Here is a 23,017-nt window from a genome sequence, read left to right as displayed (position 1 = left end):
GACCGGTTGCGGGAAATGATTGTGACAACCCGCTTTTCGATCGTATCATACAGCCAAGTCCGGATCCGGAGGGAGTTTCTCAGGCGGTCCGGCTCGATTCTCCGTGATGATCGAGCCTTGCCATCCCACTATTCTGACGACCTTCGAAATCCATAAGGAGCGTAGACAGTCGCATGAGAATGTCTCGCCATCCTGCCGTCCTGATGCTGCTGGCCCTCCTCCTTTTCGTCATCGGGCGATCGGCCTTGGCTCAAGTGCCGCCCGATCACGCCCGGCGAATGAAGGAAGGGTTGGCGCTTTTCAAGGAGCACGTTCGCCCGGCGCTGACGCAGCACTGCCTCAATTGCCACGGCGGTAAGACGATCAAGGGAGACTTCGACCTTTCCGATCGCAAGCCGTTGATGAGCAGTGGCGCGATCGAAGGGGGGGGCAAGGAGAGCCTGCTCTATGCGCTGATCACGCATGCGGAGGAGCCGCACATGCCTCAGAAGGGGTCCAAGCTGCCGGCCGAGACCGCTGAGCGGATTGCGCGCTGGATCGACCTGGGGGCTCCCTACGACCGACCCTTGGTTGAGCGAGCGGACGGGGGCAAGCCCCGGGCGACCGCGATCAGCGACGAGGACCGCCAGTTCTGGTCGTTTCGCCCGCTCTTGACCGTCGCCCCGCCGACGGTGCGAGACACGGCCTGGACACGCACCCCGGTCGATCACTTCATTCTCAGCAAGCTCGAGGAACACGGCTTGAAGCCGAATCCAACGGCCGACCGCCGCGTCTTGATCCGCCGCCTCTCTCTTGACCTGCTCGGCCTGCTGCCGACACCTGAGGAGGTCGATGCCTTTGTCGCCGATCCCGCGCCCGATGCTTACGAGCGGCTGGTCGATCGGCTTCTCGCCTCGCCGCAATACGGCGAGCGTTGGGCCCGGCATTGGATGGACGTCGCCCGGTTTGCCGAATCGCACGGCTACGAACAGGATTACGATCGTCCTTATGCCTATCACTATCGAGACTTCTTGATCGATGCCCTGAACCGGGATATGCCCTACGACCAGTTCGTCCGCTGGCAGGTTGCGGGCGACGAGCTGGCACCTGATGATCCGCTTGCCATGGCCGCCACCGGATTCCTGGGCGCGAGCGCCTTTCCGACGCAACTCACCGAGGCTGAGTTCGAGTCGGCACGCTATGAAGAATTAAGCGATATGACTGCGACGACCGGATCGGCCTTCCTCGGGCTCTCGATTGGCTGCGCCCGCTGCCACGACCACAAGTTCGATCCGATCCCGGCGGAGGACTATTACCGGATGGCGGCGACCTTCTCGACGGCCATCCGGAGCGAGATGGAGATCTCTCCCCGTCCTGGCGAGAAGCCGGTCAAGATGCAGGTCACCAGCGAGGGCTTTCCGCACACCAAGCACAACGCGGACGGGCGCGGATTTCCGCACTTTTACCCGACGACCTTTATTCTGAGCCGTGGTGACCTCAACCAGAAGAAAGGCGAGGCGCGTCCGAGCTTCCTCCGCGTGCTGATGTCCGCCGACCGCGATGCTTCATCCTGGCGCGTTGAGCCGCCCGCCGGTTGGACTCGCACCAGCTTTCGCCGCGCGGCACTCGCGAACTGGCTGACCGACGCGAACCAAGGGGCCGGTGCGCTGGCCGCGCGGGTGGCGGTGAACCGGCTCTGGCATTACCGTTTCGGTCGCGGGATCGTCGCCACGCCCAACGACTTCGGTGCCCAAGGCGAGCGGCCGACTCACCTTGAGCTGCTCGACTGGCTCGCGTCCGAGCTGATTCGCGAGGGCTGGCGGCTCAAACCGATTCACCGCTTGATCGTCACGAGCGCGGTCTACTGCCAGAGCGGGGAGTTCGACGAGTCGCGCGCCGCCATCGACCGGGAGAATCAGTGGCATTGGAGACACGTCTCGAGGCGGCTCGAGGCTGAGCCGATCCGCGACATCATGCTTCAGGTCGCCGGACTCCTCGACCTCCGCATGCACGGCCCCGGCTCGCTCGACCCGTCGATGGGGCGTCGGAGCGTCTACTTCTTTATCAAGCGGAGCGAGCTGATCCCGACGATGATGCTCTTCGACTGGCCCGAGCACCTCGTGAGCATCGGCCAGCGCGGGACGACGACCACCGCATCGCAAGCCTTGATGTTCATGAACAGCTCCGAGGGGCGGCGTGCTGCCGAGCACTTCGCCATTCGCCTGGCTGGCGAACCGGACGCAAACGTCGTCCGACAGGCTTACCGGATGGCTTTCGGCCGTGAGCCGACCGCCGCCGAGGCAAGATTCTCCACCGACTTCATCAAGAACCAGAGTGAGGCCTACAAGCAGGCCGGCCAGTCGAACCCGGGACAGCTTGCGCTCACGGATCTCTGTCAGTCATTGATGGGGACCAGTGAGCTGATTTATATCCCTTGAAATCCAGAGAAGAGCCACCCATGAAGCGGGATTCCTCGAACCCAGTTCCGCGGCTCGCTCGGGCGTCGACCGACTCTGCTCCCGAGCCGATCCTCACGCGTCGCAGCCTTCTTCAACGCGCAGGCGGCGGGTTCGGCCTGATTGGGCTGGCCGGCCTGCTCCACCAGGAAGGACTGCTCGAAACTCCGGCCCGCGCGGCGGAGGGCCTCGGCAATCTGGCTCTGAATCCGATGGCCTCGCGCCCCGCTCACTTCCCGGGACGCGCCAAGCGGGTGATCTGGATCTTCATCAACGGGGGCCCGAGCCAGGTCGACACCTGGGACTACAAGCCGGCCCTCGCCAGGTGGAACGGCAAGTCGATGCGCGAGTTCGACTCTTCGTTCAAGAACACGACCGGGTTCTTCAAGGACCAGGTCGGCGGCTTGATGAAGTCCCCCTTTCGGTTCAGCCCGCGCGGAGCGTGCGGCAAGATGGTCTCGGAATTGTTCCCGTACCTCGGCCAGCACGTCGACAAGATGGCGTTCATCCACTCGGCCCACACCGAGTCGAACAATCACTCACCGGCCCTGTTTATGATGAACACGGGGTTACCCCGAATGGGGTTCCCTTGCGTCGGGTCATGGGTGACCTACGGCCTGGGGAGCGAGAACCAGAGCCTCCCTGGGTTCGTCGTGATGAGCGACCCCAGGGGACGTGGGCTCCCCAAGGGCCAGGCGGCCAACTGGGGCGCGGCGTTCCTGCCCGGCGTCTATCAGGGGACGCACCTTCGTCCCAAGGGGTCGCCGATCGACAACCTGGAACGAGCCGGGGGGATGACCGACGTCCAGCAGCGAGCGCAACTCGACCTCATCAAGCAGTTCAACCGGATCCACCAGGATCAGGATCAGAACCGGGCCGAGATGGAGCTGGCCGCCCGTATCGAGAGCTTCGAACTGGCCTATCGCATGCAGTCGGCCGCGCCCGAGGCGATTGCCATCGACGCTGAGCCCGCGCACATCCGGCAGCTCTACGGCCTCGACGATCCGCGCTGCGAACATGTCGCCCGCCAGTGCCTGACGGCCCGTCGGATGGTCGAGCGGGGTGTCCGGTTCATTCAGATCTACTCGGGCGGCATGGAGAACCAGCGCTCTTGGGACGGCCACGCCGACATCAAGGGGAACCACGAGCAGTTTGCGGGCGAGACCGACAAGCCGATTGCCGGCTTACTGGCCGACCTGGAGCAGCGGGGTCTGCTGGACGAGACGCTCGTCATCTGGGGCGGAGAATTCGGCCGCTTGCCAATTGCCCAGACCGGCCAGACGCCCGGTCGCGATCACAATCCCCACGGCTTCACGCTCTGGATGGCCGGCGGAGGAATCAAAGGAGGCGTCAGCTACGGTGAGTCGGATGAAGTAGGCTATGCGGCCGCCGTCGACAAGGTTCATGTCAATGACATCCACGCCACGGTTCTCCACCTGCTCGGTCTCGAGCACGAGCGACTCACTTATCAATACAACGGCCGTCGCTTTCGTCTGACCGACGTGGCGGGACAGGTTCTCAATAAGATTCTGCTGTGAGCGGAGCCGTTGATTGAGAGCCAGTTTCGCTATGGATACGTTTTGCAGCCTCGGAGGGGCGACCGTCACACGCGTAGGCCGACTCTGACGGTCGTCCCTTTGGTTATTGATTACATGTGGCTACGTGAGTTTGAATTGGCGTGGCTGGCCGTGGGAGATCCCACCGCGCTGTGCTGGTTCCGGAGGCCCAGGACTTGCTTCCAGGACAAGAGGGCCGCGATTGAATCGGCGTAGAACATGCCGAGGCAGGTCGGTTCGATCGCGCCGTCGGATACGAGGATGAGTCCCTCCTGCTCGAGGGCCGCGAATTCCCGAGGGAAGTCATCGCGTGGGTCGGTCCCGAAGAAGCCTTGATACCTGGGGCGATCGATTCGGAGGGCGGAGAGGCTGCGGGTCAGGTGGAGGACACGGAGATCGCGAGGCGCATAAGTGAAGGCACGGTTCCAGCAGGCCGCTCCACCTTGGTTGACGGCTTCGACGTACGCGGACGCGCTGTCCGGGTTGATCACCTTGACGGCCGTTTGTCCGGACCCCGCGAACGAGATGCCGGTGGGGCCGAGGCCGATCATGTCGTACCGGTCGGGCTGGAAGCTCCGTTCCTCGTAGACGAACCGCCTGTCTTGGCCGAGGAATTCGCGGCGCTCGAAGTTGGTCAGGGTCGTCTGGTAAAACCCTTGCTCGTGCAGCAACGATCGGAGCTCCAGCCAGTGCTGGGCGGCGACCGGGTTTGTTGGCAGTGAGGCCACCAGGGCCGGGTCGCGAGACCATTCTGTTCCCAGGCCGGCGAACATCACGAGGTGGTACAGGCCGAGGTGGTCGAGTCCAAGCTCGATCGCCTGGCCTATATCGTCGCGCATCACTGTCAGGGGTTGGCCGGGGAGGTTGAAGAGAAGGTCGCCCGAGACCGTGAAACCACGCGCATGACCGAGCCGAACGACGTCGCGAAACGTCGTGGCGGTGCCGAAGCCGAGCCGGCCCATCTGTTGCAGGCGAGCTTCGTCGAAAGTCTGGATGCCCATGCTCAGGCGGAAGTGACGGGCAGGGAGCTCCTCCCGGAGGATGTCCGCGAGCAATGGGGTGCGGTTGAGAAAGGCGGCGGGAACGCCTTCGAGCGTGACTTCAGCGGTCGATAGGTCGAAGGTATTCGCCAGGGCGCGGCAGAGGGTGCGGAAGGAATCTGCCGGGCTGAGATTCGCTGTGCCACCGCCGAAGTAGAGGCCCGCGACGGGCCGACCGGCCAGACTTGGGTCCGCCTCGCGCTTCTGTTCGAGTTCCTTCACGACGTGGTCCATCACGCCGACCGCCCCGCCCCGGTTGAACGTCTCATGGGGAAACGTGCAGAAGCCGCATCCGGTGACGGTCGGGTTGCAGAACGGGTGCGGCAGCACGCCGACAAGCAGTCCTCGATCGGGCTGGAAATGCAGGAGACCCTGCGAGGATCGATCCCCCGGCTCGACTCGTGGCATGGCTGCGGCGAGCGGGTAACCGTGCAAAAGACGATGCCGCTGGGGGCGTTGCGTCAGCCGCCGCAGCTCTGACTGTTCTTCCAAGACCGGGAATGGATTTGCGTTGGGCTTGAACATGAGCCGTCTTCCCTTCGGGCCGACTTGCTACCGTTCGAGATGTGACGTCTGGTGGATGATGGGTGGCTGCGCTTGACCGTCTTTGTTGATACGAGCTCGATTTGGCTCCGGCTACTGGGAATCAGGACAACGAATGTCCGCAAAATCGTCCCGAGGTGCGGATTCTTGTAGCCCCTTCAAGTTTTGTAAGTGAATGCTGATGTTTATGGCTGATCTGAGTTTTGTCGGGTGAGCCCGGCCTACCATGCTTCGTCTTCTCGAGGGCGAAACCTGGTAAGCCGTGTCCCTACAAGAGTTAGGCACGCTCTTAGCTTCGTCTCAGGGCGCGGCCCGGGGTGGCGCCCGTCGGTTCGCCGTTCTCGAGAACGAGCGTGCCGTTGACCAGGACATGATCGACCCCTTCGGCCAGGGTCCGGCCGGCCTCGTAGGTGGAGCGATCGATGATGGTAACGGGGTCGAAGATGGCGATGTCAGCCACGAACCCGGGGCGGAGCAAGCCGCGGTCGTTGAGCCGATACCGGCGTGCGGCATGAGTGGCCAGGTGAGTCACGGCCTCAGCCCAGGTGTAGTCGCCGAGTTGGCGGGTGTGGTAGCCGAGGAAACGTGCGAAGGCTCCCCAGCCGCGCGGGTGTGGATGGCTGCCGCCGAAGATCCCGTCGGACCCGGCCATGTGCGCGGGGTGACGGAGGATCGCGCGGACGTCGGCTTCGGTCCGCTCTCCCGCGCGGAACCCGAAGATCCCGACGGCCATTCCCGACGCGATCAGGCTCTCGCAGACGAAGTCCCCCGGGGCCATCCCGGCGCGTTCGGCAGCTTCGGTCACCTTCAGCCCCTCGGCCCAGCGCCAGTCGGGGTTGGCCGTCATCGTGATCGTCGTCGAGTCGAGCGGATAGGGAGTCGGGCTCGAGAACCAGTCGCGATTCAGTTGGGCTCGGACAGCGGGATCGGCGAGCCGCTTGACGGTCGCTTCGATCCCACCAACCTGGACTTCGGGGGGGAGCGCGACCATCCCGAGGATTGTGCTGCCGGCAAGGTAGGGGTAGGTGTCGAACGTGAGGTCCAGGCCCATCGCGCGACCCTGGTCGAGCAAGGGGAGGAGCAAGTCGGCCGGTCCGTTATAGTGCGAGATGTGGGTGGCCACTCCTGAGGCCTTGGCGATCTCGTAGACCTCGCTCATGCCGATCGGGGCCTTGGCCCCGTAGCCTCTCATGTGGGTCACATAGACGCCGTCGTCGGGGACGATGACTTCGCAGAGCGCGGCGATCTCACGGGCATCGGCGTAGCGGCTCGGGATGTAGTCGAGGCCGGTCGACAGGCCGACTGCGCCGGCCTCCATCCCTTTTCGGACCATGGCCTGCATGGCGCGGATTTCGGCGTCGGTGGCCGGGCGCGGGTCGAGCCCCATCACCTCCATCCGGACGTTACCGTTAGGGATCAGGTACGCTACGTTCAGGGCTGTGCGGCGGTCGAATCGATTGAGGTATTGTTCAATGGTCGACCAGTCGTAGTCGATGTCCGGGTTGGCGTTGAACCCGGCGGTGTACCGCCTCATATAATCCATCGTCGCGGGGGACGCCGGCGCGAACGAGCTGCCGTCCTGGCCGATGATGTAGGTCGTTACGCCTTGGCGGAGGGCGGGTAAGTGGATTGGGTCGGCCAGGAGTACGGCGTCGCCGTGGACGTGCGCGTCGATGAAGCCGGGGACGACGTACCGGTCGGTGCAGTCGAGCACGCGCGCGGCTTGCGCTCCTTCGAGATTCCCCATCGTTCCGATCATCGTGTCGAGCAGGCCGATGTCGGTCTTGTACGGGAGACCGCCCGAACCGTCGATCACCCAGCCGTTCTTGAGGATCAGGTCAAAGTTCACGAAGGGGCTCGCTTCTCTTTTTGACTTGAGGGTTGAGGAGGTCGAGGGTCGCGCCGTGCGTGCCGTGGAAGGTACTCCGCCCGTTAGCGAAGTTCGAAAGGCGTTTCGAGCACGAATTCGGGCCGCCGCTTGAGGAACTGGGCGATCCGGTCGGTGCGGCTCAAGGCTTCGGGTAGGAAGGCGACGGCCTGGTCGATCCGCTCGTCGGTCTCCGCGCAACTGAAGCGGAGGAAGCCGCGCCCGGCCGCACCAAACGACTCGCCGCCGAGGCAGGCGACGCCGAACTTGTCGTCCGCGTCTTCGAGCAGGTAGAGAGCCAGGCCGTGTGAGCTGATCCCGAGGCGGTTGCAGAGAGGCCGGACGTCGGGAAAGACGTAGAAAGTGCCCGCAGGGGGGACGACACGCATCCCGTCGATCTTCGCCAGGCCGGCCGCCAGCCGCTCGACCTTGTGGCGGAAGAGTTGCATGGTCTCGTCACGGGACGCCGCATCCTGCTCCAAGGCGGCCCGAGCAGCCCACTGAACGAACGGCGGACTGCATGACGCGGTCGTGTTGATCAGGTTGCCGATCGCCTGGACCACTTCGGGGGGCGCGACCGCGAAGCCGATCCGCCAGCCACTCATGCTGTACGACTTGCTGAACGTGTAGGCGGCCACTGTGTGGTCGAGCATCCCAGGCAGCGCCCCGATCGACTCGTGGCGACCGCGCCAGACCATGTGGCAATAGGGCTCGTCGGAAAAGACCATCACGTCGGTCCCGCGCACCAGCGAGGCGATCGCCTCCAGGTCGTCGCGGGTGGCGATCCCGCCGGTCGGGTTGTGCGGCGAGTTCAGGAAGATCGCGCGGGGCTTGGCGTCGCTCTCCAGGAACCGCGCGACGTCGGCCGGCCGGGGGCGAAAGTCGTCCTCCACCCGAAGCGGCACCAGCACCGCCCGCGCCCCTCGACGCTCGAGGTTGGGGATATAGGTCGGGAAGTGCGGGCTGAACAGCAGGACGCCATCGCCGGGCTCGAGGAAGGCTTCGGCGAAGTACTGCTCGAACGGCTTCGCCCCCGACGCCACGACGATGTTCTCGGCCGTCACATTATGGCCGAACTCGACGTTAACGAAGTTCGCCGCCGAGGCCCGGAACTCGGCCAGGCCAAGGCTCGGGCCATAGCCCGTCCGGTTCTCCTCAATGGCCTGGATCCCCGCCGCCTTGGCGTGGGGTGGGCTCGGAAAGGGACTGTCACCGATCTCAAGCTCGACGACGTCCTTGCCTTGCGCCTTCAGGGTACGCGCCAGGGCCAACACGGTAAACGCCGTCTCGGCCTTCAGATTCCTGACCAGCGAACTGAGTCGAACCATCGGTGACCCCTCAGCAGATTCCAACCAGGGGAAAACAAGATTTTAACCACGAATGACACAAATGACACGAATGAATTTGAAGAAAATAATTATAAAATTTAATATTTAATTTAATTGTTTTTATTCGTGTCATTTGTGTTATTCGTGGTTAGATTCTTCTGCCTTTACCGCGATGCGATCGCCTGAGCAAGCGGCTGCACGATCCGCGGGATGATCTTGTTCTGAACGAAGTCTTCACCGATCGCGCACTGGCGGCGGAAGGAGTCGAGGTAGGATTGGTCGGGACCGCCTCCCCAGTACTGGCGGATGGTGAAGAAGACGCTGATCTGGTCCTCGGGGAATTCGCCCGTCCGGACTTGAAAGGCGTTGGTGCGGGTCTCGACCGAGATTCGGCACTGGAGCCGGCACGACTCATCGAGGGCCAGGGTGATTGACGGTTCGTAGTTGAGCACGCGTGCGCCGGGCCGCTCGAGCATACCTTCGAGGCCGGGACCGAGGCCCAGGGCTTCGGCCACGATTTCGTCGTGGTTCCCTTCATAAGTGAAGTCGAACCCGTACATGAGGTCAAGCGCTTCGCAGTCGAGTACGCTGATCGTCAGCAGGTGAGGAGCCATTTCGAGGACCATCTCGTGCTGGCGGTAGGCGTCCTCGGCCGTCTCGGGATTGATCTGCCCTGAGCAGAGCCGCTTGGGCTCGATCGCGAGCCAGCGATACGACTCCTCCTCCTTGTCCCCCTCCAGCACCAGGTCGCCGCTCTCTCGCGTGAAAAAATTGTGGAGGTCGGGAAACGCCTTTTTCATCTGTTCGAAGTAATGCAGCACGGTGTCGCGGCTGGTCGGAAGCTCCATTTCCGTGTTCAAATTCATGTTGATGTAAAAGTCGTCGGCGTCGCTGGTGTACCGGTTCATCCGTGCTTGATCCTGAAAGCCGCTCCCCTCGGCCGGCTCGGGAACGAGGAGGAGGGAGGGAACCCTTCGAAGCGAAACGTTGATTGTAGCAACTGTAGTGGCAGGGCGGAATCAAGCGGCGGAAGAAGCCACACTTTTGTTTAATTTTTTGTAAAACATTGGAGGCGAGGGCCGATTTGTCATGAAACTCCGGGCCCTGTTTGTAAAAAAGGGGATGGAGAGCGTGGCGTTGGGAATGGCCTTTGGGAGGCCTTGCGCAAGGAAAAACCCCGTCGCATGGCTTGGCCCCACGCGACGGGGTCGGTCTCAGGAGATCAGCGATCTTACAAAGCATGCAAGAGACGTGCCGAAAGCCGGGCCGTGCCACGGGGGGGAGGAACGGCGTCTAGCGGCCGATGAGGCCATGCATTCCGATCGCCACCAGGATGGAGCCGATCAGGCTTGCTGCCAGCACGATTGCGCCGAGGCGCCGGAGGGACTTCATCTGCCACCACATGAACAGTCCTGAGAACCCCCAGAAGACCATCGCGACGGCCATGAGGTCGACGATCGCGGCCCAGCACCACTGAACGTTGATCTGGGACGGGTAGCGGCAGGCCAGGTGCATGGCCGTCAGGAATCGGCGGGTTGAGAGGTCGGGACCCCAGGGGCGGACGGTCAAGGCTTCGGTTTGCAGGTTGTAGGCTGCCCGCCAGGTGGTGCCGTCGTCGCTTTCGACGGCGAAGATCAACTCGGGGGGTGTGCGGACCTTGACCTCATCGGGCCCCCTGCCCCACTTCTTCAGGATCGCGGCCACTGCGGTTCGGGCTACCTCGGCGGGGGGCGAGTCCAGGGGGACCGAGGCTCGAGCCCAGGCCGGCCGGCTCACCGGTTTCGGAGCGGGCGCTGAACGGACGGAGCCGGTGCGTGCTTCCAACTCGAGGAAGATGACTTGCTCGGCTTCCGCCCCCTTGGCCGTGAGGGCAAGGTCGCGCGAATAGGCCGGGACCTGGGCCGTGGAGAGCGACACACGCGACGTTCCCCCTTGGTTGATCGCCTGGATGACCTGGGCGGACAACTCGCCGGCATTCGGAAAGGATCCGAGAGAGGTCCCGGCCGCGTCCTGGGTGGTGATGAGACGAACCGATCGATCCGAGAACCAGTCGGGATGGTTGAACAGGAATGCCGTCAGGCCGTAGAGCAGCACGAACGGCACGAGAAAGAGGCCTACGTACATATGAGCGCGGCGGACGAGTTTCATGCCCGCGTTGTAGCGCACTCGTGCCCGGGACGAGGGCCGGGCGACCCGACTTTGCGGTTCGGTGGTCATGACAAAGACCCGCTTTTGATCGAATGAGGTGGGACGGATCGGTCAAGGATCTCAGCGTTCTTCGAGATCACCCGGGCGAAATTCGCGTGGTTTCGAGGGGCCTGAGGGCGAGGACTCGGCCTTCTTCTTGAGGTCGATGGTGCCCGAGTCCGCGGGGGCGCAGCCCACGAACTCCAGAGGCACGACCAGGATCAGGGGGGTGAGCCACAAACGCAGACGCTGGGCCGACATGGGGAGGAGCCTCCATCAAAGGAAGAGTGACATGGACCACCGGAGCGGCGTTCATTTCAGTACGAATCCGCTCCGATGACCTCGCCACCGGACCTTGTGGAGAGCGCCTGGTACACGCCAACCTTGGAACCCGCCGCAATCGAATAGAGGTTTGCGGTTTGATCGTAACTCGACCCGGCCGCCAACGTCGTTGCCGGGTTGATGGGCCAGGAGTCGATCGTGTCCTTCAAGAATCGGACCGAGCCATCCACGAGACCGAAGTTGGCCCCGCCTGAGTGCAGGCTCGACGCGTTGGCCACGTATCTGGCTCCCAGGCTGCCGACCGGCTTCTTGTGGGCGTTGATCGGGTAGTAGGTCTCGAGCATCGTGTCGTACCAGTACCCGGAATTCCAGAATTGGTTGACCACCTGATCGGTCGGCGAGAGGAGGGAATGGCCGCGCTCGCCGAAGAGGATCGTGCTGCTCGTGCCGTCCTGGATATCGCCCATGCGTACGGCGCTGTACATGTAAATGGTGCCATTCATATTGGCCACCTGCTGCGAAAAATTACTGTCGGCCAGGCGGGGGCGAATGTCCCAGATCCCGGTGCATCCTGCATAGCTGGTGAAGCTCTGGGTCCAGTTGCCCGGTGGCGGGGCCTGATAGACGGTCGTGGACAGCGGCTGATTCTGCAAGGCGGCCGGGTCGCTCGGGCACATGAAGGCCGAGATCCCCACACCGGCGATCGTCACGTTGGCCGGGTTCTTGTACGACAGGCTGAAATTAACAAGGTTGTAAGCATTCGCTTGTTCAATGAAGGGCAAGATCATCACGAACGGGCTGAACCCGTCGGCCGTCTTGCCCGGTCCGGTGCCCGACGCGGCCCAGAACGAGCCTGGGGGCAGCGTGCCCGTGGCCGATTCATAGTTGGCCACGGCCAGGCCCATCTGCTTGAGGTTGTTCGTGCACTGGGCTCGGCGGGCTGCTTCACGCGCCGCCTGGACGGCGGGCAGCAAGAGCGCGATCAAGACCGCGATGATGGCGATCACGACCAGCAGCTCGATCAGCGTGAAGCCGGAAGTACGGGGGGAGGGAGGCGAGACGGAGACCGTGGACATGAAACGCAGCGCTTTCTGCCGGGCCGGGCAAGAGGGTTCACTTCGGCCCACCGGCGCACGGCACTCCGCAGACGGTCTGCGAGCGGCCCGCCCGGATGCTTGTGGCCGAAGCATCGGAACAGAATCTCGACGGGCAGGTCTTCTGGCTTACGGCTTCGAGCAGTTCCCGGCCGGCCTTCCCGCCTCGCGGCAGTGGCACTCTTTGGACCGGGAACCTAGCCGATTACAGCGGCGGCCCCGCGACGGATTCTCACCGTCTTCCCTATTCTCCCCCGGACCAATTCAAAGAGAATGGCCGGGAGCACCTGTCGAGGACGCTCATTAGAGCCATTTTGGTTGGCGCTGGTCAAGGGATTTGCAACCAGACCGCTCGCATGAACCCTTCGGGAAAACCGGGATTGTCTTCCCTGGGACCGTAGGCGCACCGCTCATAATTTATTTTTTTTAATTTTATGATTATTGGTTTTTAGTTATTTTAATGAAAGCAATTAAATTCAAAATAAGAGCGGGCGGGGCGCCGCGGTCCCAGGGAAATGGAATGGAGGGGATTACGCGCGTGTGGCGCCGTTCTCGGGGTGGCGGAGGCGAATCGGCGGCATGCTGTCGGGTTCGGTGTGCGGGTCGGCGAAGATCCGGGCGCGTTGTTTCGCGAGGTCGAGCTTCGACTGGATCGGGAAGGTCGATCCATCGCGGCTGGCGGGGAATTGCTGGACGATCTCGCCGTCGTCGACGGACAAGGGGATCGTGCGCGGGTGGGCGACCAGGGCGGTGGGTGGAATCTCCGCGCCCGCCGGCTCGGTCCGGAAGGTGAGCTGCCAGGGGCGGCCCGGGAACCCAGGACGGCGGAAGGCGTACGAGACGGTCACCTCGGGGTGCGGGCCGGGCAGAAGTGTGCGGGCCGTCGGTTCCAGGCCGGGCGAGACCACTGTCTGGCCGGCCACCTGGGCGACGCTGTAGACCCGGATGTGCCACGGACCCTCGACGTTCAGAGGCAGGGTCAAGGTATGGTGGCCGAGTCGACCGTAGTCGAGTTCGTGGACCAGGATCCGATGGGCGTCGGGGTCGTCGGAGCCGAGCGGGGCCGAGCCGGCTCGCGCCACGATGAGCGACTGTGCGCCTTGCGGACTCCATCGCCAGCGCAGGTGGACCCGCTGACCGTGGCCGACGCGAGTCGCGCGGAGGTCGGACGGGTCGGGGACGCACGAGTAGGCCGCGCTCCGGCCGACCGTGAGCATCCCTGCCGAGGCGATCATCGGTGTGTAGTGGCAGACTCCCAGGGCTGGTGGCGCGGGGTCGTTGGCGTGGTCGGGGGCGGTCACGTCGAGCCAGTGCCCGTCCAGCGCATCCGCCTCGGCGAACGAGAGCCGCTCTCCGGGCACGCGGCCCGCTGGCTTCAGGGTGCGGAGAATTTTGACCGTCCCTCGCGGTGGCCTTGGCCAATCGAGCCGGATTCGCCCCCCTGCCTCTAGCGACAGCGTCGGGGTGGGCAAGATCTCGATCGGCGGGTGCGGCTGCGCGGAGACGAAGACACCTCGCGAGGCGATCATCTGGCCGTCGGGCATCTTGTAGACGGAGAAGACGCCGTAGTGGTAGACCCGATCGTTATCGAGGCCGCGGTCGTGGGCCCGGTCGCGGAGCGTCTCGACTCGCTCGCCGTCCTTGGCGTTGGTGGGGGGAGCGCCGAGCTTGCGGACGACCCGGACGTCGAGGACGTTGGCCGGGGGAGACCAGGAGAGATCGACTTCTTGGTCGCCGGCTTCGACGCGGATATCGGTCACTTCACCGAGCAGGACGATCGGCCCGATGGCCGCGGCGGAGACCGACTCGGCTCCGCCTCGCCTGCTCAGGGCGGCGTAGCTGACCGTCTCGCCCGCGCTGACTTGGATATCGTCATATTCAGTGGCGGTCAGTTCGGCGATCCTCGTGCCGTCGGCGAGGTGCTCGATCGGCCCACCATGCTTGCGCAAGAGTATGTAAGAGAGAGGGCCGAGGCCGTCGGGGGCCGGAGCCACCCAACGGAGCCGGACGCGTCCGTCGACGAAATCAGCGATGAGGCTCGATGGGTGGTCAGGCGGGCAGCGCTGGAGTCCCTCGAGCGCCTCGGGCAGGTCGGAGGCGAGGGCGAGACTCTGCTGATAGAAGCTGCGCGCGGCTTTCGGGTCGGTGGCCGCGATCGCGCGGCCGCGGGCCGCCAGGTTTTGAGCCCGGCGCAATGGGGTCGTCAGGTCGGCCCGACTGGACGCGACCTCGGGGTGGCCTGGGTGGAGCATCGAGGCCCAGAGTTCGAGCGTTTCGAGCGCGGCGACGAGTCGGCCCGCGGTCCGCGCCGATTCCCAGGCTGCGCGGGCCCGGTCGATGTCGGCGAGCCGGTGTTGGATCCGCTCCATCGCCTTGCGGGTGCCGACATGTTTCGGCGCGAACTCCTGGATCCGCTTCAAGTGCCGGAGCGCTGTCTCGAGGTCGCGGGTTTTGTAGGCCCGGGTCGCGGCCTCGAAGTGGCGGATCAGCGGGTCACGGAGTTCGACCTTGAACCCGCAAGGGCAGCGGGGTTCGTCGATCCAGTGCGGCTTCTTGCAGATTGGGCAATCCCAGCGGAGCGAGGCCCGGCAATGGCGGCAGGCTGCTGTTTTCTGTCGCGCGGCCTGGGCGAAATCAGTGACGCCCACACAGACCCGGCAGCGCAAGTGGCGAGGGGGTACCGTGACGGTCGTGGCCGAAGGGCCGGCGTCGCGGGCCACGCCCAGGCTCCGACAGGCGCGGACGATGAGCCGGTCGACGCGTTCGGGGCCGATCCCGAGGGCGGCCCCTTCATCGAGCAAGGCGTTCCGCGTGCCGGGGTCGAGACGCGGCAAACCCTGCAAGGCGAACTCAATCGACGCGACCAAGGTCTCTTCGGCTTCGAGGGCCAGGGTCCGGTCGTAGCGGGCTCGCGACTCGGGATTGGTCAGGTGCGACTGCGCGTGCGAGACCAGCTCGAGCCAGGCGGTTTTCTCGGCCGTGACCTGGGCCTTTTGCATCCATCGCCTACGCTCGGCGTCGGCCAGCGCGATGATCTCCTGCGCGGGGGCGTCGCGGGTGAGCGACAGGGCGTCGTAGAGGTCCAGGCGGCGGAGGTGGGTCAGGGCCACCCGAATCTGCCGGCGCATGGCCGGGTCGAGGACATCGACCGGAGGGTCGGGCGTATCCTCCTCGGCGGGCGTCTCGGGCTTGGGCGGGATCAACTCGGCCAGGCGGTCGAGGTCGTCGGCCGTCAGCCCGAGCCGGACGGCTTCGTCGCGGAGCAAGGTCCGGTCGCCGACGGTTAGCCCCCCCTTGGCGGAGCGGAGGCGAAGCAGGCGCTGGAGCGTGTCGAGTTTCCCGTCGCGCTCGATCCGCTGCGCTGCGGCGAGTTCGGCGTCGTAGGCCGCTCGAGCGTCCGGGTCGCCGAGCAGGGCCTGGCGGAGGGCGGGGATCTGGTCGAGGTACGACTGATAGGTGTGCTTGTTCTTCGGGTTCCGAGTTCCGGACGACCAGAGCGGCTGGCAACGCGCCAGTGCCGACTCCAGCGTCCCGCGGTCGGCACCCGGGTCAACGCCCAGCATCGTGTAATAATCAGCGACCATCGTCCGTTGCTGCGTCTCCACACCCTGAATTCTGGGATCATGCACCAACGCTATTTTCACGCGAAGTGCGCGGCGAGTCCAGGCCGTGCCGGATCATTTTCTTCACTTCGTTGCCCCTCCCCCCTTGGGAACGCGGGCGCCCCGCTCGCTCTTAATTGATCTGTAATTATTGAAAGACATGAGCAGAATGCCCCAGCTTCAGGGGCTGGTTCACTCAAATAGGTTCCAAAGACAAGGAACCTCACGCTCCCCGCTCGCCTTTACGAGCGAGCGAAATTTCCGGACGATGCGGGAGGGCTCGTTCGATTTCCCAAAGGGACCGCGCGAAGAAATGGGCTCTGGTCTTGAATCTCCAGGCCGTTACACTACAAGTAGGCCTTTGCGGCTCATTCTGAATGGGGAGAGGTTCGAATATGGCGATGCGGCCTCTCAACACCCCGACTCCCGTCAACGGAACTGACTTGGTGAGATTGCTATGCTCGGAGCCACTCTGATCCTCGCTGGTTTGCTCCCTCTCTTTGGTGAAGCTCCCGCTCACCGGGCGGTTGACCCGAGCGCGTTCGAACGCTGGTTCGAGGCCGCCCGGCAGGGCCAACTGCAGATCCCGGCCGAGGTCGAACGCGAAGCCACACGCTACCGCTACGTCTTCGTCGCAGGATTCTGGAATGAGCGTATGCCAACCTATTTTACGCAGAACGCCCAGGAGTTGAGGGCCCTGGGGGTGCCGCGTGACGCAATTCACTTTGTTTACCCAAGCTCCCACAAGTCGATCGAAGAGAACGCCGACGCGGTTCGCGGCCAATTCCTTGAGATCGCCGAGGCAGGGCCCGAGCCACTGGTGGTCATCGCCCATAGCCGAGGGGCCTGCGAGGCCCTGGCCTTCGCGCTCGAGAACCCGGAGTTCGTCCGGACCCGGATCCTGGCCCTCTTCCTGGTACAGGGACCGTTCGGCGGAACCGGCGTGGCTGACTACGTGGCTGGGGAAGGGCCGTCGATGGATCGCCGGATCCCCCTCCGTTACCGAGCCATCGCCACTCTCCTCGATCGCCTGGAGAAGACCAAGTTGAAGCGAGGCAAGCATGGGGGGCTGGCTGATTTGACTCACCAGGCGTCGGAGAATTTTTGGGAACAGATTTTGGAGAAGCATCTCAGCGCGATTCCGATCGTTGGGCCGAAGACGTTCTACGTGACGAGCGAGACCAGTCCGTCTCACCTGCGGCTCTTCAAGCGGGCAACTGCGTGGTATTTGCAGACCTTCTCGGGGCCCAACGACGGTGTGGTGGCGCTGGAGGATCAGTCGTTGCCTGTCCTGGGCACGGTGTTGGCGGTTCTCGACGCCGGGCACTCCGACCTGACGAATCGCGGCCCGTCGACGCGCGCTCCTCGGCGGCTTCGCCGGGCCTTGATCCAAGGGATCGTCATGGCGGTCGGGAGTTCAGAGGCGCGTCCGCTCACCGACGCCCACGCGGCTCGCGTGGGCGCTCCGTTTGACGATTTGCCGCAAGTCCAGCGAACCCGCTAGCCCCCCGCCGGGTCTATCCGGCACGTTGTGGGCTTTCTTCGGCCATCGCCCCCTTGCAACGCCCCAGGGCTCGCCATTGGCCCTGAGGCCGCGAGGCTGGGCGTTCTCCTTTTGCGCCAGGGCAACATTTATGAAAATAGGAAGGGGTTAAGTAAAAAAATGAATAAACAAAGAGATAATGGCGTGATTCGGCCCGAGACTCTGGGCGATCATGCGGCCATCCACGAGGTCAATCGCCTCGCTTTTGGAGAGGAGGGAGAGGCTCGGCTGATCGCTGCTCTGAGGGATGGAGGCTATGTGCGGGTCTCGCTCGTGGCTGAAGAGGCGGGCCGGGTCGTTGGCCACATCCTGTTCAGCGACCTCTCGATCGTGACCCCGCAAGGAGTGGTTGAGGCGCTCTCGCTGGCCCCGCTGGCGGTGGTCCCCGACTGCCAGCGGCAGGGGATCGGCTCGGCCTTGGTTCGGGAGGGGCTGCGGGCCTGTACCGAGGCGGGGCATCGAATTGTATTGGTTGTGGGGCATCCGGAGTTTTACCCCCGGTTCGACTTCACGGCGCAATCTGCCGAGCGGTTGCTGTCGCCCTACGCCGGTCCCGCGTTCATGGCCTTGGAGTTGGCCCCTGGAGCCCTCGAAGGGGTTGAAGGCGAGGTTCGTTACCCTCCGCCGTTCGGGGACCTTTGACGATACGCTGATCGGTGCCTGCGGCCAGTCCTGAATTGCGGCCGGGCCGTGTTACCAAAGAGCCCCAGCCGCCCCTTGAAATTGGCCGAGACGGCAAGGTTGGGGTTCGCGTATACAAAATCCGAAAAGCGCGTATGATTCCTAAAGTTTCACTTCGCTCGAGCAGTGCCCCACTTCGTACGCAGTCACTTCACATTCGATTCCTGTGATCCGGCACGAGGTTATGATGATTCCTAGAGCCAAGGATGGCCGGCGTAGGCGTTTGAACCGCACTTCTCACGGACTGGGACTCAGCCTCGGAACACTCGAACCGCGAATGATGTTAACGGCGTCCACCATTAGTGGTTACGTCTATCATGACGCCAACGGTGATGGGCTATATGGGCCGGGCGACAACCCGATCGCCGGGAGTCCGATCCAGCTTGTGAACTCCGCGAAAATGGTGGTGGGATCGACGACGACCGACGCGTCGGGCAAATACCAGTTCTCGAGCGATGGCACCGTCCAAACGACTCCGGGCTCCCAGACCCAGGCACTCAGCTTCGCTGCAACCCCGACCAACTACACGAAGTCGGCCACGATTCCCCAGTTCGATCCCAGCCTTGGCACACTCACTTCGGTGGACGTGACGTTCGCTGGAACCCTGGCGAGCCAGATCCGGGTCGAGAGCCGGGACGCGAATCCGATGACGGTCACGGGGCACACCGAGGGCACCTTGGTCGTCCAGGCGCCCGGCATCGCGGACCTGATGCTCCGGCCGACCTCCACGGTCACCTTCCCGGCCTCGGCCTACGATGGCGTGCCGGATTTCGGCGGAACCAGCGGCAAGGATTTTGGCAATGTGTCGGCCGACGATACGAAGTCGGTCACGCTGACCACGCCCGGCGATCTCGCGGCGTATACAGGGACGGGGACGGTCCCGTTCTCGGTCGGCGCAGCCTCCAGCTCGGCCGCAGCGGGTCCGGGCAACCTGCTCACCGAGATCTCCTCCACCGCCGCCGCCACGGTCAACGTGGTCTACCATTACCTGCCCCAGAGCGACTTGAAGCCGGGCCGCTATACGATCGTCCAGACCACTCAGCCCGACGGTTATCTTCAAGGCTCCAATTCCCGGGGGGGTGTCGTGCTCCCCAAGAGCACTCCGGTCAACACGATCCCGGTCACACTCGCCGATAGCGACTTGACCGATAATAATTTTGGCGAGCTGCTTCCCGTCGTCGCATCCGCCGCACAGCATTCGGGCCGTCTCTCCGGCTCCGTCTACCTCGACGCCAACAACGACGGTGTGAGGGAACCCGGCGAGTTTGGGATCGCGACGGTGAACGTGACGCTCCGGGGACGAGACGACTCGAATCGACCGGTCATGCTGTCTTCCACGACCGACGCGAATGGTGTTTATCAGTTCAACGACCTGCGCCCCGGGATGTATACGATCACCGAGGCCCAGCCGAGGATCTTCCGGTCGGGACGCGATACGGTTGGTAGCCTAGGGGGGCAAGTGAGTCGGAATCGATTCTCCAGGGTTGTGTTGCGCGATGGCGCCCAAGGGGCCAACTACAACTTCGGGGAACGGACCCGACCGGATTGCACCCTGGCCGACATCCTCTCCCGGGTCGACCGAGGCCTTCCCCTGCGCTCCAACCTGGGGCCGAACCTCCAGCGCTACCTCCCCGGCCTCGTCATCTATAACACCCAGCACCCTCGACGCTCCTGACCCCGCCTCCCCGGCTGTCTCTTTTTGGTTTCTTCGAATGGTGCTTCCTGCAACCGTGGGCATCTGTCCGTCGCTCTTTAGCTTGAGTCCTCACCAATCATGAGCGTCAGCCTTTGCCGTTCTGCCCTGCCTTGATCGGGTCGCCTGATCCGGTTAATCTAATTATTGTTTAACGGGCGGCGGTCTGCGAAGCGATGCGAGGGAGATTCGACGGACGATGCGAACACCCTTCCTCCTGATGGCGACGGGCTGCCTTCTGCTCGCGTTTCTCGGCCTCCAATCGGCCGTCGACAACCCCGCCCGCGAGCCGGAGGCCAAGGGGGGATCCCTCGACCTCCGCTTCCAGGAAAGCGTTCGGCCCTTTCTCGCGACGTACTGCCTCGGGTGCCACGGCAAGGACAAGCCGGAGGGGGACCTCGACCTGAGTGCGTTCACGACCGAGGAGTCCGTGGCCAGGGCCCTCCCCCACTGGGAACTGGTCGTCGAGCAACTTGAAGCGGGGTCGATGCCCCCGGCGAAGGCGAAACTGCGCCCGACGGACGAGGCCCGCGCCAGTGTGGTCGCCTGGATCAAATCGGTCCGCCAGCGCGAAGCCAAGCGGAACGCGGGCGACCCCGGCTTGGTCCCCGCGCGGAGGCTCTCCAACGCGGAGTACGACCACACGATCCGGGACTTGACGGGGGTCGACCTCCGGCCGACCCGGGAGTTCCCCGTCGACCCGGCCAACGAGGCAGGGTTCGACAACTCGGCCGAATCGCTCGCCATGTCGCCGGCCCTGGTCAAGAAGTATTTGCAGGCCGCGCGGGAGGTCGCCGATCACCTCGTCTTGAAGCCGGACGGACTCGCTTTCGCGACGCACCCCATGCTCGCCGACACCGATCGCGACAAGTACTGTGTGAACAGCGTTATCGACTTCTATAAGCGTCAGCGCACCGACTACGCCGACTATTTCTTCGCGGCCTGGCGATTCCGCCATCGCGAGGCCCTGGGGCAGCCGGATGCCTCGCTGGCTCGCCTCGCCGCTGAGTCGGGACTCAGCCCCAAGTACCTGGCGACGATCTGGGCCACGCTCACCGAAAACCTGGAGGAGGTCGGTCCGACCGCTGCGCTCCAGACGTTGTGGCGGGAGCTGCCTCCCCCCGATGGCGATCGGACGGCCGCCGCACGGTCCGGCTGTGAACGGATGCGTGACTATGTCGTCGTCCTTCGCCGACAGCTCACGCCCGAGGTCAAGAACCTGACCGCACGCGGGATCGACGAAGGGTCACAGCCGCTCGTGCTCTGGAAGAATCGCCAGTATGTCGCCAACCGGATGCGCTATGAGGCCGGGGGAGCGTCCAAGATCCGGGTGGACGAACTGGCGCTGACGGGTGCGGCCGCCAAGGCGCTCGCCTCCCCCGAGAAGCCGGAAGATATCCCTCCCTTCGAGGCGACTTTCCCCCGATTCTGCCGGACCTTCCCCGATGCCTTCTTTGTGTCGGAGCGCGCCCGGGTCTATCTCGATGGGAAGGAAGATAAGAAGAACACAGGGCGGCTGTTGAACGCAGGGTTCCATAGCATGACCGGCTACTTTCGTGACGATGAGCCGCTTGCCGAACTCATGCTGGACGAGGCAGGCCAACGTGAACTCGAGCGGCTCTGGCGTGAGTTTGATTTCGTCACCGGCGCTCCCATGCGGCAGTATTCGAGTTACCTCTGGTACGAACGCGCCGAGTCCGGCTTCCTCCGCGATCGGGCGTTCGACTTCATCAGGGCCGAGGACAAGGACGCCGCGTCCGAGGCGAAGATCCAGCAACTGGCTGAGGTCTACCTGGCGAAAGTGAGCCGGCTCGGCGCCAGCGAACTCGCGTACAGCGTCATCAAGGACCAGTTCGGGATCATCTCCGCGAGCATCCGCCGCGTTGAGCAAGACCGAGTCGCGGCCGTGCCCCGACACATCGAGGCCCTGCAAACGTTCGCTGAGCGGGCCTATCGCCGCCCGCTGTCGAACGAGGAACGTGACGGCATCGCAGCCTTCTATCGGACGCTCCGCGAGCAGGATGAACTGGGCCACGACGATGCCGTCCGTGACACGGTTGTTGGCGTGCTCATGTCCCCCTATTTCTGCTACCGGGTCGACCTCGTCGGTGCGGGGACGGGCGTTCGGCCGCTCTCGGATTACGACCTGGCCAGCCGCCTGAGCTATTTCCTCTGGGCCAGCATGCCCGACCGCGAGCTTTTGGATCATGCCGCAGCGGGCGATTTGCATCTCCCCGAGGTGCTCGTAGCCCAGGCCCGCCGGATGCTCCGCGACGATCGCGTCCGTGGCCTGGCCACGGAGTTCAGCGGCAACTGGCTCGACTTCCGCCGGTTCGAGGAGCACAACAGCGTCGATCGCGGGCGATTCCCCACGTTTGACGATGAACTGCGTCGGTCGATGTTCGAGGAGCCGATCCGCTTCTTCGTCGACCTGGTTCGCAACGACCGCTCGGTTCATGAATTTCTCGACGGCAAGCACACGTTCGTGAATCCATCGCTGGCCCGGCACTACGGCATGCCCGAGCCTGACGGCTGGGTCCGAGTCGATGACGCGGTCCGCTTCGGGCGCGGTGGGCTCTTGCCGATGGCCGTCTTCCTGACGAAGAACGCGCCGGGCTTGCGGACGAGCCCGGTCAAGCGTGGCTACTGGGTCGTGCGTCGTCTGCTCGGCGAGAATATCCCCGCGCCGCCGCCCGACGTCCCTGACCTACCGGACGACGAGGCCAAGCTCGGCGACCTGACTCTCCGGCAGACCTTGGCCCGGCACCGGGCCGATAAGAGCTGCGCTGGCTGTCATGAGCGGTTCGACGCCATCGGCCTGGCGTTCGAGGGCTTCGGTCCCGTCGGCGAGGCGCGAGACAAAGACCTCGGCGGCCGCCCCGTGGATGTTCGTGCGACCTTCCCCGGCGGGAGCGAGGGGGCAGGCCTTGAGGGGCTCCGCCGCTACCTCGATTCGGAGCGCCGGGAGGAGTTCGTCGAGAACCTCTGCCGGAAGTTGCTGTCCTACGCTCTCGGGCGGAGCTTGCTCCCCTCGGATGACGAGACCATCGACACCATGCGCACCCGGCTGGCGGCCGACGGCCACCGTTTTGGCAGCTTGATCGAGAGCATCGTCGCCAGCCCGCAGTTCCTGAACAAGCGAGTTGAACCCAACCACGCGGAGTGA

General features: G+C 64.2%; 14 protein-coding genes and 1 riboswitch. Of the genes, 6 read left to right on the top strand and 8 right to left on the bottom strand.

Going from position 1 to position 23,017, the window contains the following annotated elements:
* The first annotated feature begins 173 nt into the window (after positions 1 to 173).
* Together SINAC_RS17705 and SINAC_RS17700 are read left to right on the top strand one after the other, a co-directional pair.
* A complete protein-coding gene (locus SINAC_RS17705; protein ID WP_015246996.1) occupies positions 174 to 2,417 on the top strand; it encodes a DUF1549 domain-containing protein in 2,244 nt (747 codons plus the stop codon).
* A 20-nt stretch (positions 2,418 to 2,437) separates the two neighbouring features.
* Positions 2,438 to 3,973 (top strand): DUF1501 domain-containing protein, encoded by a 1,536-nt coding sequence (locus SINAC_RS17700; protein WP_015246995.1) that lies wholly within the window; start codon positions 2,438 to 2,440, stop codon positions 3,971 to 3,973.
* A gap of 110 nt (positions 3,974 to 4,083) precedes the next feature.
* On the opposite strand, the gene SINAC_RS17695 is transcribed toward SINAC_RS17700, so the two are convergent.
* The 8 genes from SINAC_RS17695 to SINAC_RS17660 all read right to left on the bottom strand — a co-directional run bounded on the left by SINAC_RS17695 (position 4,084) and on the right by SINAC_RS17660 (position 15,937).
* On the bottom strand, positions 4,084 to 5,556 hold the full coding sequence (locus SINAC_RS17695; protein WP_015246994.1) for a coproporphyrinogen III oxidase: 1,473 nt from the start codon (positions 5,554 to 5,556) through the stop codon (positions 4,084 to 4,086).
* Positions 5,557 to 5,863: 307 nt separating this feature from the next.
* Positions 5,864 to 7,423, bottom strand: coding sequence for an N-acyl-D-amino-acid deacylase family protein (locus SINAC_RS17690; protein ID WP_015246993.1), 1,560 nt, complete (start codon positions 7,421 to 7,423; stop codon positions 5,864 to 5,866).
* A gap of 83 nt (positions 7,424 to 7,506) precedes the next feature.
* Positions 7,507 to 8,769, bottom strand: coding sequence for a pyridoxal phosphate-dependent aminotransferase (locus SINAC_RS17685; protein WP_015246992.1), 1,263 nt, complete (start codon positions 8,767 to 8,769; stop codon positions 7,507 to 7,509).
* 164 nt (positions 8,770 to 8,933) lie between these two features.
* On the bottom strand, positions 8,934 to 9,677 hold the full coding sequence (locus SINAC_RS17680) for a nuclear transport factor 2 family protein (RefSeq protein WP_015246991.1): 744 nt from the start codon (positions 9,675 to 9,677) through the stop codon (positions 8,934 to 8,936).
* Positions 9,678 to 10,062: 385 nt separating this feature from the next.
* Positions 10,063 to 10,986: a hypothetical protein gene (locus SINAC_RS17675; protein ID WP_015246989.1), complete on the bottom strand. Its 924-nt coding sequence runs from the start codon at positions 10,984 to 10,986 to the stop codon at positions 10,063 to 10,065.
* A gap of 51 nt (positions 10,987 to 11,037) precedes the next feature.
* Positions 11,038 to 11,217, bottom strand: a complete 180-nt coding sequence (locus tag SINAC_RS17670) for a hypothetical protein (protein WP_015246988.1) — start codon at positions 11,215 to 11,217, stop codon at positions 11,038 to 11,040.
* Between the two features lie 56 nt (positions 11,218 to 11,273).
* A complete protein-coding gene (locus SINAC_RS17665) occupies positions 11,274 to 12,314 on the bottom strand; it encodes a DUF1559 family PulG-like putative transporter (protein ID WP_020465970.1) in 1,041 nt (346 codons plus the stop codon).
* 115 nt (positions 12,315 to 12,429) lie between these two features.
* A riboswitch (cobalamin riboswitch) is annotated at positions 12,430 to 12,638 on the bottom strand.
* Between the two features lie 224 nt (positions 12,639 to 12,862).
* Positions 12,863 to 15,937: a hypothetical protein gene (locus SINAC_RS17660; protein ID WP_157579435.1), complete on the bottom strand. Its 3,075-nt coding sequence runs from the start codon at positions 15,935 to 15,937 to the stop codon at positions 12,863 to 12,865.
* 454 nt (positions 15,938 to 16,391) lie between these two features.
* Between SINAC_RS17660 and SINAC_RS17655 the strand changes: the two genes are divergently transcribed.
* The 4 genes from SINAC_RS17655 (at position 16,392) to SINAC_RS17640 (ending at position 23,017) form a co-directional block, all read left to right on the top strand.
* A complete protein-coding gene (locus tag SINAC_RS17655; protein WP_015246985.1) occupies positions 16,392 to 17,438 on the top strand; it encodes a lipase family protein in 1,047 nt (348 codons plus the stop codon).
* A 159-nt stretch (positions 17,439 to 17,597) separates the two neighbouring features.
* Positions 17,598 to 18,119 carry a GNAT family N-acetyltransferase gene (locus SINAC_RS17650; protein ID WP_237722497.1) on the top strand — a complete coding sequence of 174 codons (522 nt, stop codon included), beginning with the start codon at positions 17,598 to 17,600 and terminating at the stop codon, positions 18,117 to 18,119.
* Between the two features lie 316 nt (positions 18,120 to 18,435).
* Positions 18,436 to 19,833, top strand: a complete 1,398-nt coding sequence (locus SINAC_RS17645) for a choice-of-anchor E domain-containing protein (protein ID WP_020465971.1) — start codon at positions 18,436 to 18,438, stop codon at positions 19,831 to 19,833.
* A 217-nt stretch (positions 19,834 to 20,050) separates the two neighbouring features.
* Positions 20,051 to 23,017, top strand: a complete 2,967-nt coding sequence (locus SINAC_RS17640) for a DUF1592 domain-containing protein (RefSeq protein WP_015246982.1) — start codon at positions 20,051 to 20,053, stop codon at positions 23,015 to 23,017.

This window comes from Singulisphaera acidiphila DSM 18658 (genome assembly GCF_000242455.2).
In the GTDB taxonomy this organism is placed as follows: domain Bacteria; phylum Planctomycetota; class Planctomycetia; order Isosphaerales; family Isosphaeraceae; genus Singulisphaera; species Singulisphaera acidiphila.
Note: the sequence above shows the minus strand (reverse complement) of the source record. Positions and strands in the feature narration are given on the sequence as shown.

Excerpts from the sequence above, each read along its gene's own strand:
- SINAC_RS17640 (WP_015246982.1), top strand. The coding sequence starts at position 20,051 with ATGCGAACACCCTTCCTCCTGATGGCGACGGGCTGCCTTCTGCTCGCG.
- SINAC_RS17675 (WP_015246989.1), bottom strand. The coding sequence starts at position 10,986 with ATGACCACCGAACCGCAAAGTCGGGTCGCCCGGCCCTCGTCCCGGGCA.
- SINAC_RS17670 (WP_015246988.1), bottom strand. The coding sequence starts at position 11,217 with ATGTCGGCCCAGCGTCTGCGTTTGTGGCTCACCCCCCTGATCCTGGTC.
- SINAC_RS17695 (WP_015246994.1), bottom strand. The coding sequence starts at position 5,556 with ATGTTCAAGCCCAACGCAAATCCATTCCCGGTCTTGGAAGAACAGTCA.
- SINAC_RS17705 (WP_015246996.1), top strand. The coding sequence starts at position 174 with ATGAGAATGTCTCGCCATCCTGCCGTCCTGATGCTGCTGGCCCTCCTC.
- SINAC_RS17700 (WP_015246995.1), top strand. The coding sequence starts at position 2,438 with ATGAAGCGGGATTCCTCGAACCCAGTTCCGCGGCTCGCTCGGGCGTCG.
- SINAC_RS17665 (WP_020465970.1), bottom strand. The coding sequence starts at position 12,314 with ATGTCCACGGTCTCCGTCTCGCCTCCCTCCCCCCGTACTTCCGGCTTC.
- SINAC_RS17680 (WP_015246991.1), bottom strand. The coding sequence starts at position 9,677 with ATGAACCGGTACACCAGCGACGCCGACGACTTTTACATCAACATGAAT.
- SINAC_RS17650 (WP_237722497.1), top strand. The coding sequence starts at position 17,598 with ATGAATAAACAAAGAGATAATGGCGTGATTCGGCCCGAGACTCTGGGC.
- SINAC_RS17645 (WP_020465971.1), top strand. The coding sequence starts at position 18,436 with ATGATGTTAACGGCGTCCACCATTAGTGGTTACGTCTATCATGACGCC.
- SINAC_RS17685 (WP_015246992.1), bottom strand. The coding sequence starts at position 8,769 with ATGGTTCGACTCAGTTCGCTGGTCAGGAATCTGAAGGCCGAGACGGCG.
- SINAC_RS17655 (WP_015246985.1), top strand. The coding sequence starts at position 16,392 with ATGCTCGGAGCCACTCTGATCCTCGCTGGTTTGCTCCCTCTCTTTGGT.